The sequence below is a fragment of the Streptomyces sp. NPDC047869 genome (assembly GCF_040704065.1).
Classification (GTDB): Bacteria; Actinomycetota; Actinomycetes; order Streptomycetales; family Streptomycetaceae; genus Streptomyces.
In genome coordinates this window covers 37,004-51,088 of record NZ_JBEYRK010000030.1, presented here as the reverse complement: position 1 = coordinate 51,088, position 14,085 = coordinate 37,004, and the positions used below count along the sequence as shown (strand labels likewise).

Below are 14,085 nucleotides of genomic sequence, written 5' to 3'. Positions count from 1 at the left end.
TCAGTTCCGCGCCGGTACCGCCACTCCCATCACCTCCCGGGCGTGGCGGTCCGGGGTCATGCGCAGACGCCACGCCTGCCAGCCCGCCTCCAGGCTCACGCCCCGCTCCAGCAGCAGGGCGTAGGCCGGCACCCACTCGTCCAGCTTCTCGTCCCGCAGCGGGTGCGAGGCGCGGGCGAGCTGGGCCAGCTCCTCCTGGGCGACCGCCGTGCCCACCTCCACCCCGCCCGGCGCCGCGTACGGCAGCAGGGTGCAGCGCAGGAACCGCGCCCAGTCCTCACCGCGGCGGTCGCCGTAGGACGTGAACAGGGTCAGCGCCTCGTCGCACAGCGCCAGCGCCTGCTGGATCCGGGCGTTGCCCGCGTCCACCACCGCCAGCTCCAGACAGGTCCAGGCCTCGCCGTGGGCGACGCCGATGCGCTGGAAGTCGGCGCGGGCGTCGACGAGCAGCTGCCGGGCGAAGCCCGAGTTGCGCAGCGAGCCGGTCTGCGCGGCCCGCTGGTCCCGGGTGACCCGCGCCGAGTGGTGCCGGGCGCAGGCCAGGCCGTAGACGTCCCGCATGCGCGAGAACATCTGCCGGGACCGCTCGAGCTCCCGCACCGCCAGATCCAGCTCCCCCGTCTCCTCCAGCGCCTGCCCGAGGTGGAACAGCGTCCACGCCTCGCCGCGCGCGTCCTCGTTCTCCCGGTGCCGCGCCGCCGCGCGGCGCAGGTCCTCGACCGCCGGACCGGCGTCCCCGCCGACCATCCGCGCCCGGGCGAGCTGGGTCAGCGCCCAGGCCTCGCCGCGCGCGTCGTGCGTCTGGCGGTAGCGCTCCAGGGCGGCCCGCAGCTCCGTCTCCGCCCTCGGCACGTCGCCCATGCGCAGCGCGAGCTGGCCGAGCTGGAAGTGCGCCCAGGCCTCCCCGTGCAGGGAGCCGCCCTGCCGGTGCAGGACCAGTGAGCGGGTGAGCAGGTCCAGGGCCTCCGGCAGCCGGGCCCGGTCGCGCTGCACCGCCGCCAGCGCGTGCATCGTCCACGCCCGGTCGGTCGCCAGCTCCTCGGCCGCCTGGAGGTCCAGGGCCTCCCGCAGCCGGGCCGCTGCCTCGGTGAGGTTGCCCTGGTGGTGCAGGGTGATCCCGAGGGAGCACAGCGCGCGGGCCGCGCCCGCGTCGTGATGGGCCTCCCGGTACAGGTCGACCACGGAGGCCAGCGTGGTGCGCGCCTTGTCCAGCTCGCCGAGCTGCCGGGCCGCGATACCGGTGCGCCACTGCACGGAGCGCATCAGCAGGCCCTCGTCCACGGCCTGCGCCAGCTCACTGATCTCACCGAGGCGGTAGAGGTCACCGCGGAGCAGGCAGTAGTCGCACAGGGCGCCGAGCAGGTTCTGCACGGCGGCCTGGTCCACCCCCTCGGCGTGGCGCAGCGCGGCCGTGATGAAGCTGGACTCGTCGTCCAGCCAGCGCAGCGCCTCGTCCAGCGAGGTGAAGCCGTGCCCGCCGAACTGGTTCGAGCGCGTCGACATGTTGCCGTCGACCAGGCGCAGCACCGAGTCGGCCAGCTCCGCGTAGTTCACGACCAGCCGCTCCTGCGCGGCCGTCCGCTCGCCCGGGTCCTCCTCGTCCAGCAGCCGCGCCTGGGCGAAGGCCCGCACCAGGTCGTGCAGCCGGTAGCGGCTGCCGCGCACATGGTCGATCAGGCCGGCGTCCGCGAGGGCCGCCAGATGCCGGGTGGCCTCCGGCTCGTCGGTGGCCAGCAGGGCGGCGGCCGCCGCCGCGCCGAGCGAGGCCCGGCCGGCCAGCGCCAGCCTGCGCAGCAGCCGGCGCGTGGTGTCCGGCTGGTCGGTGTAACGCAGCCACAGCGCCCGCTCCATCGGCTCCACCGGGCCGTACGCGCCGAGATCGGAGGCGAGCTGCCGCGGCGACCGCGGGCCGAGGGCGGAGCCGGCGACGCGCAGCGCCAGCGGCAGCCCACCGCACAACTGGCGTACGAGGTCGGCGGATTCCGCGTCGTACGGCCCCGAGGCGTCCTGCGCCGTCGCCGCCAGCAGTTCCTCGGCGCCCGCCGCGTCCAGCTCCCGCACGGGCAGGTGATGGACCCAGGCGCCGAGTTCCGCGGGCAGTTCGAGCGGGGTGCGGGCGGTGACCAGCACCAGGCTGTCGGAGTGCTCGGGCACCAGGGCGCGCACCTGCTCCGGGTCCGAGGCGTCGTCCAGCACGATCGTCACCGGAAGGCCGGCCAGATGCCGGTGGTACAGCTCGGACAGCCGCTTGACCTGCTGATCGGGGGAGGAGCGCTCACGGAACAGCAACTGCTCACGAGGCGCGCCGAGCCGGTTCAGCAGATGCAGCAGCGCGTCCCGGACGGGCAGCGGCGGCTCGTCCCGGCTGCCGCCGCGCAGGTCCACGACGACCGCCCCGCGGAAGTGGTCCTTGAGGTCGTGCGCCGCGCGGACGGCGAGCGTCGTGCGGCCCGAGCCGGGCTCGCCGTGCAGCACGACCACCGTCGGCCGGGTCTCGGTGGCCGCCCTGGCCGCCTGCGCCCACTGCCTGATCCGCGCCAGCTCCGGCCGGCGGCCCGCGAACGGCCCGTCCGGCTCCGGCAGTTGCCCGAAGGACTGCTCCAGCACCGTGCGCCGGCGGGCCGCCGCGCTCTTGTCGGCGCCGCGCAGCGCCGGGCCGGTCTTCTTCTTCGCTCCGGTGGAGGCGGTGAGCACCCGCTGCTGGTCGAGGAACGGACGGATGCCGCGCACCTCCAGCGCGGTCAGCCACTGCAGCCGGAGCTGCTCCGGGCCTCCGGGCTGACCGGCCTCGCCCGCCCGGTGGTGGGCGGCCGGCAGATGGGAGCCGGCCACCTTCACCACCGTCGCGGCGGCGCCCACCACGCCCACCGTGATCCCCGCGCCGACGGCCGTGCCGGCGCCGGTGCCCAGGGACAGGTCGGCGACGGCGGCGGCCACCGCGGCGACGGCGGCCACCAGCAGCGCCGTTCCGGCACCCTCGCGCGCGTAGCGCTGGCCGAAGGTGAGCCGGCCGGCGTCGGCCTCGTCGAGCGCGCGGACGTAGGTCTCGTACTCCTCGGCGGCCTGCCGCGCCATGGTGTCCAGCGAACCGCGCGCCCGCGACAGCAGCAGCTGCCCGTCGGTCCGGCCGCCGGAGCGCCGTACCTCCTCGTCCACGGCCCGCGCCAGCAGCCGCTCGGCCTCGGTCCGATGGCCGTCCCGCATGTCCCGTCCCCCTGTCGGCGTCAACTCCGTTGCCTACGAGTGTCCTTCGGGGACGGCGGGTTGGCGAGGGGGCGGTGATCAGCGGATGGGTGCTGATCCCATGACAACTCCTCGGTGAGCAGCGCGTTTTCCGCGGTCACGACGGCGTGCTTTGCTCACCCGTTCGCGTACTGCCGCCGCTCCCGCGTCACCGGCCCGGCCCGGCCCGGCCCGGTGCGGCGCCCGCTCGGCGCGGCCCAGGCCGGCGGGCCGGGCGGGGTCCGTCTCGGCCGGCGCGGTCAGCGCCTCGGCCGGCTGTGCGGGGTGGCCGCCGGCCGGCGCCGGCTCGACCGCCGTGGGCGGGACGCCCGCTCGGTTCCCCGGACGCGGTGCCCGTAGCGCGTCCTGGGCCGGACGGCCCCGGTCGTGCGACGATGCTGGTATGAATCGACTGGCTCACTCCCAGTCGCCGTATCTCCTCCAGCACGCCGGCAATCCAGTGGATTGGTGGCCATGGGGAGAGGAGGCGATGCAAGAGGCCAAGAGGCGCGACGTTCCCATCCTTCTTTCGGTGGGTTACTCGTCGTGCCACTTAGCCGGCTGATCACTGGTGCCATGTCATGGCCGGTGAATCGTTCGAGGACCAGGCCACGGCCGACTACCTCAACGAGCACTACGTCAGCATCAAGGTCGACCGCGAGGAACGCCCCGACGTCGACGCCGTATACATGGAGGCCGTGCAGGCGGCCACCGGTCAGGGCGGCTGGCCCATGACCGTGTTCCTCACCCCGGACGCCGAGCCCTTCTACTTCGGCACCTACTTCCCGCCCGAGCCCCGGCACGGCATGCCCTCCTTCCGGCAGGTGCTGGAGGGCGTCCAGCGGGCCTGGGCCGACCGGCGGGGCGAGGTGGCCGAGGTCGCCGGCAAGATCGTGCGGGACCTCTCCCAGCGGGAGCTGGGCCACCAGGCCACCGAGCCGCCCGGAGAGCAGGAACTCGCCCAGGCGCTGCTCGCGCTCACCCGGGAGTACGACCCGCAGCGTGGCGGATTCGGCGGGGCGCCGAAGTTCCCGCCGTCGATGGTGCTGGAGTTCCTGCTGCGGCACCACGCGCGCACCGGCGCCGAGGGCGCCCTGCAGATGGCGTCCGACACCTGTGAGCGGATGGCCCGGGGCGGGATCTACGACCAGCTCGGCGGTGGCTTCGCCCGCTACTCCGTCGACCGCGACTGGGTCGTGCCCCACTTCGAGAAGATGCTGTACGACAACGCCCTGCTGTGCCGGGTGTACGCGCACCTGTGGCGGGCGACAGGCTCCGAGCTCGCCCGGCGGGTCGCACTGGAGACCGCCGACTTCATGGTCCGCGAACTGGGCACCGATGAGGGCGGGTTCGCCTCGGCCCTCGACGCGGACAGCGACGACGGTACCGGGCGCCATGTGGAGGGTGCCTACTACGCCTGGACACCGCAGGAGCTGCGCGAGGCCCTCGGCGAGGAGGCCGAACTCGCCGCCCAGTACTTCGGGGTGACGGCCGAGGGCACCTTCGAGCACGGCCGGTCGGTGCTGCAACTGCCCCAGACCGAGGGCGTCTTCAACGCGGAGCAGGTGGCGTCCGTCAAGGAGCGCCTGCTGGCCCGGCGGGCGCTGCGCCCCGCCCCCGGCCGGGACGACAAGGTCGTCGCCGCCTGGAACGGGCTCGCGATCGCCGCGCTCGCCGAGACCGGCGCCTACTTCCACCGGCCGGACCTCGTCCGGGCCGCCGTCGCGGCCGCCGATCTCCTGGTCCGGGTGCACCTGGACGAGCACGCCCACCTCGCCCGTACCAGCCGGGACGGCCTCGTGGGGCCCAACGCCGGGGTGCTGGAGGACTACGCCGACGTCGCCGAGGGCTTCCTCGCGCTCGCGTCCGTGACCGGGGAGGGCGTGTGGCTGGACTTCGCCGGGCTGCTCCTCGACCAGGTACCGGTCCGTTTCGGCGACCCCGCGGGCGGCGCCCTGTACGACACCGCCGCCGACGCCGAGCAGCTCATCCGCCGGCCGCAGGACCCCACCGACAACGCCACACCCTCCGGGTGGAGCGCCGCGGCGGGTGCCCTGCTGAGCTACGCCGCCCACACGGGCTCCGAGGCCCACCGCACCGCGGCCGAGGCAGCGCTGGGTGTCGTGAAGGCGCTGGGACCGCGGGTGCCCCGGTTCATCGGCTGGGGTCTCGCCGTCGCCGAAGCGCTGCTCGACGGGCCACGGGAAGTGGCGGTGGTCGGCCCTTCGCTCACCGACGAGGAGACAACGGCCCTGCACCGCACGGCACTTCTCGGCACCGCGCCGGGCGCGGTGGTCGCGGCCGGGGTCCCCGGCGGCGAGGAGTTCCCGCTGCTCGCCGACCGCCCGCTCGTGGACGGCCGGCCGGCGGCCTACGTCTGCCGGAACTTCACCTGCGACGCCCCGACGACGGATGCGGAGCGGCTGGGCCGGGCGCTGAACACCACCTGAGCGCGGGAGGCGTCAGCCCCGCCCGCTGAACTGCGCCAGGGCGCGCTCCACGATGGCCTCGAGCTGGTCGTGGTGCGCGCCCTTCCAGTAGGCACGGCCGCAGTCGCCGCAGCGGGCGAACACGTCGTAGGTGTGCCGGGTGCCGTGCTCTAGCTGGTCGGCGACCTCCTCCTTGGTGGTCTCCGCCAGCAGGCCGTTGCAGGCGGTGCAGCGGGTCCAGGGGCGCAGCTCGGGGGCGAAGCGCTCGAGGACGTCGCGGAGCTGGTCCTCGGGGCGGGTGCTGTAGACGTACGCTCCGGCCCACAGCTCGCGGCGGCGCAGCAGCCCCCGGTCCCGGCTGAGCATGACGCGCTTCTCGGCGGCCGAGCGAGCGGCCAGCGCCGGGTCGCCGATGTCGGTCGACTCGTACGCCGTGTCCACGCCGAGCAGGCGCAGCCGGCGGGCGAGGGTGCCGAGGTGCACGTCGAGGAGGAAGCGGAGCGGGGCGCCGGGGACCCGCTGGGGGCGTACGACGGAGCGGACCTCCACCGAGTCGCCCGCGACGGGGACGTACGAGGTGGGCACCTCACGGCCGTCGACCCACAGGGCTCCGACCTCGGTCAGCGGGACGCCCGCCGACTCGACGACGTGGCCGAGGGTCGAGACACCGTCGGTGGTGAGGGCGGTGGACCCCCGGCGCCGTCCGCTCGGGACGAACAGGGCCAGGCCGGGGGCGAACTCGACGTGGATCTCGGGACCGTTCACCCGGCCAGGATGACACGCCGCGGGGCGCCGGGCTCAGGGATTTCCGGTGGGCAGACCGTGCTCCAGGACGTCCAGGGCCCGCTGCACCAGGTCGCGCAGATCGCCCTCGAAGTCGTTCTCCGCCCAGGCCATGTAGACCTCCATCATGCCGCCGACCAGGGACATCGCGTAGACGCGCACTTCCAGGGCGTCCGGGTCGAGACCGGCCCGCTCGGCGAGGGCGCCGCGCAGCAGCCGACCGGTCTCCGACATGCTCTCCACCATCCGGGAGCGCACGGCGGGGATCTGGACGCCGAGGTGCGCCCGCATCCGCAGCACCTCGGCGTCCTCCCGGTTCATCGCGTCGATGGCCTTGTCCATCACGTACCGCAGCGAGTCCATCCACGACTCGCCGGCCGGCCGGGAGCGCAACTCCTGCGCCATCAGCGGGTCGTACTCGTCCGTGAGGACGATGTCCTCCTTGGTCGGGAAGTACCGGAAGACGGTCGACGGCGACACCTCGGCCCGCTCGGCGATCTGCTCGATCGTCGTGGCGTCGTATCCCTGTTCCTGGACCAGCGCGTACGTGGCGGAGCGGATCGCCTCGCGCGTCTTGATCTTCTTGCGTTCACGCAGGCCCAGCCGGGGGCGGTCGGCGGGGGAGAGGGGGGAGGGTGCTGCCGTCATGCGGTCATTGTCCGGCATCCGGCCCGGAGGTGACCATCTCCGCAGCGGCACGCGAGGTGCCGCGTGCGGCGGGCCCGGTGCCGGGCAGGAAAGCCGCCGCCAGCAGCGCGGAGACCAGGGCGGCCAGCGCGCAGACCAGCAGGACCACACCCATGCCGTGTACGTAGGCGCTGTTCGCGGAGGCCGCGAGCCGGGCCGAGCCGGTCCGCGCGGCGATCAGGTGCGCGGCGACCACGGAGTCACCGGCGGTGCCGGCTGCCCCCGAGGGCAGGCCGGTGACGTCCAGCCGGCCGCGGAAGACGCCGGACAGCAGGCTGCCGAGCAGGGCGATGCCGATCGCCGAGCCGACCTGGCGCATCGTCAGCAGCAGTCCGGAGCCGCTGCCGGCGCGGTCGCGGGGCAGGGTGGCCAGCGCGCCGGTCATCGACGGCACGAGCGCGAAGCCCGACCCCAGACCGGCGACGGAGAGCCACAGCGCGGTGAATCCGTAGCCGGACCAGGCCGTCGTGCGGCTGCCGAGGAGGCCGGCGAAGGCGAGGACCACCAGGCCCGCGGCGACCGTGGCGCGGGCTCCGAAGCGGGTGGTGACCGGCGGGGCGAGCTTCGCGGCGACGGACAGGCCGAGCACCATCGGCAGCAGTCGGACGCCCGTGCCCAGGGTGTCGTTGCCGAGGACGGCCTGGAGGTAGGGCGGCAGCACGAACAGCAGGCCGGACAGGACGAACATCACCAGGGTGGCCGCGATGGTGTTGAGCAGGAAGCCGCGGCGGGCCAGCAGCGTCATGTCGAGCAGGGGGCGCTCCATCCGGCGCTCGCGCAGGACCAGTCCGGTGAGCGGGACGGCACAGCCGACGAGCATCCCGAGGACCAGCGGGTCGCCCCAGCCCCGCTCGGGCGCCTCGATGATCGCGTAGATCAGGGCGCCGAGACCCGCCGCGGTGAAAGCGGTGGAGCGGGTGTCGACCCGGGGGGACGAGGGGTCGCGGGTCTCGGGGAGCAGCAGGACGCAGGCGGCGATGCCGATCGCGACCATGGGGACGTTGATCAGGAAGACCGAGCCCCACCAGAAGTGGTCCAGCAGCCAGCCGCCGATGATCGGGCCCAGCGGCAGGCCCAGCGCGGAGCCGGTGGAGACCAGGCCGATGGCCTTGCCCTGCTCGTCGGGCGTGAACAGCGACGGCAGCACCGACATCGCCAGCGGGGTGATCAGCGCGGCGCCGACGCCCATGACGGTTCGTGCGGCGATCACCCGGTTCACGTCCCCGGCCAGGGCGCCCACGAGCGAACCGGCCAGGAAGATCCCGAGGCCGGTGATCAGCATCCGCCGCCGTCCGAAGCGGTCGCCGAGCAGCCCGGCGGGCAGCATCAGCGCCGCGAAGACGACGACGTACGCGTCCGCCATCCACTGCTGCTGACCGGTGGTGGCGCCGAGCCGCTCGGCCATGGTCGGCAGGGCCACGTTGAGGATCGTCATGTCGAAGCCGAGCGTCAGCATGCTCGCGACCAGGGCCCCGAGGGCCCACCAGCGGCGGGGATCGCGCCGCGTCTCTTCCACACCGGTGACAGTAACCATGAAATGACAGTAGCTATCAAAATATGCTCGCTGTCAATCGGTACTCGCTTTCGGGCACACGAAAATGGCCACGGCTGACGAGCCGTGGCCATGGGGTGCGCGCGGGCGCTTACGCGTGCTGGTACGCCACCAGGGAGATGCCGACGTAGTGCACGACGAAGGCGGCGAGGGTGAGCAAGTGGAAGACCTCGTGGAAGCCGAACCAGCGTGGTGAGGGGTTCGGCCGCTTGATGCCGTAGACCACGCCCCCGGCGCTGTACAGCAGGCCGCCGACGACGACCAGCACCAGGACGGCGATGCCGCCGCTGCGCATGAAGTCGGGCAGGAAGAAGACGGCCGCCCAGCCCATCGCGATGTAGCAGGGCGTGTAGAGCCAGCGCGGGGCGCCGACCCAGAAGACGCGGAAGACGATGCCCGCGGCGGCCGCGGCCCAGATGCCCCACAGCAGCCACTGCCCCTTGGCGCCCGGCAGGAGCAGCATGGTCAGCGGCGTGTAGGTGCCCGCGATGATCAGGAAGATGTTGGCGTGGTCCAGGCGGCGCAGGACGCCGTCCATCCGCGGGCTCCAGTTGCCCCGGTGGTAGAGCGCGCTGACGCCGAAGAGCAGGCATGCCGTCAGGACGTAGATCCCGCACGCGAGCCGGCCTCTGCTGGAGTCGGCCAGGGCGGTGAGCACGAGGCCCGCGACGAGCACGGCCGGGAACATTCCGAGGTGCAGCCAGCCGCGCAGCCGGGGCTTGACCGGGTGCGGAAGGGAGAGCGTCACAGGACCGCGGCCGGCGGCCGGCGTGTCCTGGGGCGCGTCGGGGACGGGCGCAGTCATGCGGGGCATCGTACCTACGGCCCCGTAAGTCGGGTGTCAGGGCACCCCCATGAGGGCCCCAACGCAAAAAGTCCTTCTGTCGAACTTCATGTGTACGCAAAGAACCGCGGTAACCGTGGCGTTCCTCACGTTGCTCACCTGTGATGCCCTCTGGACAGATGGGCACTAGAATCGGATGATCAAATGAGTGCGGTCGGCACCGGATGAGCGGCTACGAAGCGTCCGGGTCGAGGCCCCCACGGGGCGACAAGACAAAAAATCCCTCATTTAGGAGCAATCGTGGCGCGCGACATCGCGGCTCCCACCGGCGTCCCCACCAACCACCAGGAACTGATCTCGTGGGTCAACGAGATCGTCGAACTGACGCAGCCGGACAGCGTGGTCTGGTGTGACGGATCCGAGGCCGAGTACGAGCGGCTGTGCGAGGAGCTCGTCCAGAAGGGCACCTTCCGCAAGCTCGACCCGATCAAGCGCCCCAACTCCTACTACGCGGCCTCCGACCCCACCGACGTCGCACGCGTCGAGGACCGGACCTTCATCTGCTCCGCCAAGGAGGAGGACGCCGGCCCGACCAACCACTGGAAGGCCCCGGCCGAGATGCGGGAGATCTTCCAGGGCTCCAACGGCGAGGGCGGCGTCTTCCGCGGCTCGATGAAGGGCCGGACGATGTACGTCGTCCCGTTCTGCATGGGCCCGCTGGGCTCCCCGCTCTCCGCGATAGGCGTCGAGATCACCGACTCCGCCTACGTCGCGGTCTCCATGCGCACCATGACCCGCATGGGGCAGCCGGTCCTCGACGAGCTCGGCGACAGCGGCTTCTTCGTCAAGGCCGTGCACACCGTCGGCGCCCCGCTGGAGGAGGGCCAGGAGGACGTCCCCTGGCCGTGCAACTCCACCAAGTACATCTCCCACTTCCCCGAGGACCGTGAGATCTGGTCCTACGGCTCCGGCTACGGCGGCAACGCCCTGCTCGGCAAGAAGTGCTACGCGCTGCGCATCGCCTCCGTCATGGCCCGCGACGAGGGCTGGCTGGCCGAGCACATGCTGATCCTCAAGCTCACCCCGCCGCAGGGTGAGTCCAAGTACGTCGCCGCCGCCTTCCCGAGCGCCTGCGGCAAGACCAACCTCGCCATGCTGGAGCCGACGGTCTCCGGGTGGACCGTGGAGACCATCGGCGACGACATCGCCTGGATGCGCTTCGGCGAGGACGGCCGGCTGTACGCGATCAACCCCGAGGCCGGCTTCTTCGGCGTCGCCCCCGGCACCGGTGAGCACACCAACGCCAACGCGATGAAGACGCTGTGGGGCAACTCGGTCTTCACCAACGTGGCGCTGACGGACGACAACGACGTGTGGTGGGAGGGGATGACGGAGGAGACCCCGGCGCACCTCACCGACTGGAAGGGCAACTCCTGGACTCCCGAGTCCGGTACGCCCGCCGCGCACCCCAACGCCCGCTTCACCACCCCGGCCTCGCAGTGCCCGATCATCGCGCCGGAGTGGGAGGACCCCAAGGGCGTGCCGATCTCGGCGATCCTCTTCGGCGGCCGCCGCGCCAGCGCGGTGCCGCTGGTGACGGAGTCCTTCGACTGGAACCACGGTGTCTTCCTGGGCGCCAACGTGGCCTCCGAGAAGACCGCCGCCGCCGAGGGCAAGGTCGGCGAGCTGCGCCGCGACCCGTTCGCCATGCTGCCGTTCTGCGGCTACAACATGGGCGACTACATGGGTCACTGGGTCGACGTGGCCAAGGACAAGGACCAGTCCAAGCTGCCGAAGATCTACTACGTCAACTGGTTCCGCAAGAACGACGAGGGCAAGTTCGTCTGGCCGGGCTTCGGCGAGAACAGCCGCGTCCTGAAGTGGATCGTGGACCGGCTGGACGGCAGGGCCGAGGGCGTCGAGACCCCGATCGGCATCCTGCCGACCAAGGAGGCGCTGGACACCAAGGGCCTCGACCTGTCCGACGCCGACCTGGACTTCCTGCTCACGGTCGACAAGGAGGTCTGGCGCGAGGAGGCCGCCCTGGTCCCCGAGCACCTCAACACCTTCGGCGACCACACCCCGAAGGAACTGTGGGACCAGTACCGCGCGCTGGTGCAGCGCCTGGGCTGAGACCCGCACCCCATGACTCCACGGCCGGTCCGGATGCCCTGACCAGCGATCGTCACGGCCGGCCGTGGTGACAACCCCGACGGGGCCCCGCACAAAGGCGTGCGGGGCCCCGTCGCGCGCCCCCTTGCTACCGGATCTTCACACCGGTTTCATGGCGTCTACAGGCGTCTCACCGGTACCGGTGGAGCGCCCAACCAAGCCTGTGGGGGGCCCAGTTGAATACTGCACACCGATCCAGACGGCTCGCGGCCACACTGCTGGCCGCCGCTCTCGCCGGGACCGGACTGACCGTCGCCGGCGCGCCCGCCGCCTACGCGGCGGCCTCGGACGCCGTGGTCAAGCTGCCGATCTCCTCGTACTCCGCGATCGCCGTCGACTCCGTCCACCAGCGCGTCTTCGTCGCCGACAGCAACACGAGCTACTACCTCAACAAGGGCACCATCGCCGTCTACGACTTCCAGGGCGAGCGGGTCGCCACCCTCCAGACGCCGGCCCATGTCTCCGGTCTGGCCCTCAGCGCCGACAGCTCCAAGCTCTACGCCGGCCTGCGCGAGCAGATCCAGACCTACGACACCACCACCCTCGAGCCGGCCCTCGTCGCCTACACCAACACCGACACCTGCGGCCGCGATCTGGCCTTCTCCGGCGGGCAGTTGTACTTCACCACGCCGTACTCCCAGTACGTCGGCGAGTGCTCCACCGCCCAGACCTACCTGGACGGCGTGGTCAACGGCACGCACACCCGCACCGGCTGGAACGACTACGGCCGGCTCCAGCTCGAGGCGGGCCCCGGCGGCCGGATGCTGATGGGCCAGCCGCGCAGCACGAAGGCGGCCGACCCCTTCGTCACGGTCTACGACACCGGCGGCGACTCCCTGGTCCGCAACGCCGCGCGCCGCTTCGCCGACAACGTGGGCAACGGCGCGCTCGACCTGAAGGACATGGCGTTCTCCGCCGACGGAAGCAAGGTCGCCCTCGCCGACGCGGCCTACGGCACCCGGCTGCTCAACACCGCCGACCTCTCCGACGCGGACGGTTCCTACCCGGCCCTCCCGGCGGGCGCCACCGCCAGCTCGGTCGCCTTCAGCGGTGACGGCAAGTACCTGGCGCGCGGCGCGGCGGCCACCGGCGCCACGCCCGACCTGCTCCTCCAGCCCGCCGACCCCACCGACGCGACCGCCCCGCTGGAGTTCGTCTTCGAGGGCAGCCTCGACGGCGACCGGGTCGCCCCGCGCGGCATGGAGTGGGCGGCCGACGGCTCCCGGCTGTTCGCGGTGACCACCAACGCGGCCGGCAGCCAGTACTGGCTGCACGTCATCCAGCCCCCGGCCGTCCAGTACGACACCGGCTTCACCGGCGGCCTCACCCACAGTCCCTCCGGGGCGGTGGCCGGTGAGCCGCTGGCGGTGCGCGGCCGGCTCCAGTGGGACGGGCCCGCGCCCGCCGGGCCGCTGAAGGTGACCGCCGTACGCCAGGACGCCGACGGCACGCACCAGCTCGGTACCGCGACCGTCAAGGAAGACGGCACCTTCACCGTCCTCGACGAGCCCGACCTGGTCGGCGAGGCCACGTACACGGTGTCCTTCCTCGGCGACCTGACGCACCGCCCGGCCACCGACGTCACCCACACCGTCACGGTCGGCAGGGCGCCCAGCTCGATCGCGCTCACCGCGCCCGAGGAGGCCACCATGAGCGGGGGCGTGCACATCACCGGCACGTTCGCCGCCCAGGGCAAGGCGCTGCCCGAGCGGGCCACGCTCACCGTGAAACGCGCGGACCGGCTCGGCACCGGCACCCTGTCGTCGGTCGCCGTCGCCGCCGACGGCACCTTCACCATCGAAGACCTGCCGCGCACCCGCCGCGACACGACCTACACGGTCGCCTGGGCGGGTGACGCCCTGCACGAGGGCGCGACGGCGTCGGCGACGGTGAACGTCCGCCGCTGAGCCCGGCCGGATGTGTGGCACCCGGTCCGCGCGTCGCTGCAGGATGCGCGCGGACCGGGGCCGTTCGGGGACCCCGGGCGGGGTCAGCGGGCCGAGCTGAGTTCCTTCGGCCCGGCCAGGGCGGCGGCGTGCGCGTCCATCCGCTCGGCCGACAGGATCGCCGCGGCGGTGTCGGCGCGGGAGGCGGCGACCACCAGCGCGCGGCCCGCGAGGGCGTGCGCCCGCCGGTGCAGGCCCGCCGGCTCACCGGCGGCGGACGGCTGGGCGCGCAGCGGTGCCCGTCCTCCGCGCAGCCGGGCCACCTGGGCCGCGAGCCGCTCGGCGGCCGCCTCCAGATCGGCGGAGGGGGTCAGGGCGCGCAGGTCGTCGGTGACGGCGAGCAGGGCGGCGAGATGCCCGGCGAGCTGGATGTCCAGCTCCTCCTCGCGCGAGCGGTGGGGGAAGTCGGAAGGGTCGCCGGCCATCGTGCTGTGGACCGACTTGGTGCGGATCGGTTCGTACATGGGGATGGCCTCCTGTGCTCTGACAGGAAACCATCCTAGCTTGGAT

8 protein-coding genes and 1 pseudogene are annotated in these 14,085 nt (G+C 72.9%); 3 read left to right on the top strand and 6 right to left on the bottom strand.

Annotated elements, in window-relative coordinates; translation table 11 throughout:
* Nucleotides 1-3,204 carry a tetratricopeptide repeat protein gene (locus AB0924_RS30015; protein ID WP_366913043.1) on the bottom strand — a complete coding sequence of 1,068 codons (3,204 nt, stop codon included), beginning with the start codon at nt 3,202-3,204 and terminating at the stop codon, nt 1-3.
* Nucleotides 3,205-3,625: 421 nt separating this feature from the next.
* On the opposite strand from AB0924_RS30015, the pseudogene AB0924_RS30010 reads away from it, so the two are divergent.
* Nucleotides 3,626-5,672, top strand: a pseudogene (locus tag AB0924_RS30010) (thioredoxin domain-containing protein).
* Between the two features lie 12 nt (nt 5,673-5,684).
* On the opposite strand, the gene AB0924_RS30005 reads toward AB0924_RS30010, so the two are convergent.
* The 4 genes from AB0924_RS30005 to AB0924_RS29990 all read right to left on the bottom strand — a co-directional run bounded on the left by AB0924_RS30005 (nt 5,685) and on the right by AB0924_RS29990 (nt 9,478).
* Complete coding sequence (locus AB0924_RS30005; protein WP_358936402.1) at nt 5,685-6,416, bottom strand: Mut7-C RNAse domain-containing protein; 732 nt, start codon at nt 6,414-6,416, stop codon at nt 5,685-5,687.
* 33 nt (nt 6,417-6,449) lie between these two features.
* Nucleotides 6,450-7,082, bottom strand: a complete 633-nt coding sequence (locus AB0924_RS30000; protein ID WP_358936404.1) for a TetR family transcriptional regulator — start codon at nt 7,080-7,082, stop codon at nt 6,450-6,452.
* Nucleotides 7,083-7,086: 4 nt separating this feature from the next.
* Nucleotides 7,087-8,655 carry an MFS transporter gene (locus tag AB0924_RS29995; RefSeq protein WP_366913042.1) on the bottom strand — a complete coding sequence of 523 codons (1,569 nt, stop codon included), beginning with the start codon at nt 8,653-8,655 and terminating at the stop codon, nt 7,087-7,089.
* A 109-nt stretch (nt 8,656-8,764) separates the two neighbouring features.
* A complete protein-coding gene (locus AB0924_RS29990) occupies nt 8,765-9,478 on the bottom strand; it encodes a hemolysin III family protein (RefSeq protein ID WP_358936408.1) in 714 nt (237 codons plus the stop codon).
* A 279-nt stretch (nt 9,479-9,757) separates the two neighbouring features.
* On the opposite strand from AB0924_RS29990, the gene AB0924_RS29985 reads away from it, so the two are divergent.
* Together AB0924_RS29985 and AB0924_RS29980 are read left to right on the top strand one after the other, a co-directional pair.
* Entirely contained in the window at nt 9,758-11,590 is a 1,833-nt protein-coding gene (locus AB0924_RS29985; RefSeq protein ID WP_358936410.1) for a phosphoenolpyruvate carboxykinase (GTP), read from the top strand.
* 215 nt (nt 11,591-11,805) lie between these two features.
* Nucleotides 11,806-13,536, top strand: coding sequence for an Ig-like domain repeat protein (locus tag AB0924_RS29980; RefSeq protein ID WP_366913040.1), 1,731 nt, complete (start codon nt 11,806-11,808; stop codon nt 13,534-13,536).
* A gap of 83 nt (nt 13,537-13,619) precedes the next feature.
* On the opposite strand, the gene AB0924_RS29975 is transcribed toward AB0924_RS29980, so the two are convergent.
* Complete coding sequence (locus tag AB0924_RS29975; RefSeq protein WP_358936414.1) at nt 13,620-14,039, bottom strand: hypothetical protein; 420 nt, start codon at nt 14,037-14,039, stop codon at nt 13,620-13,622.
* Between the last annotated feature and the right edge of the window lie 46 nt (nt 14,040-14,085).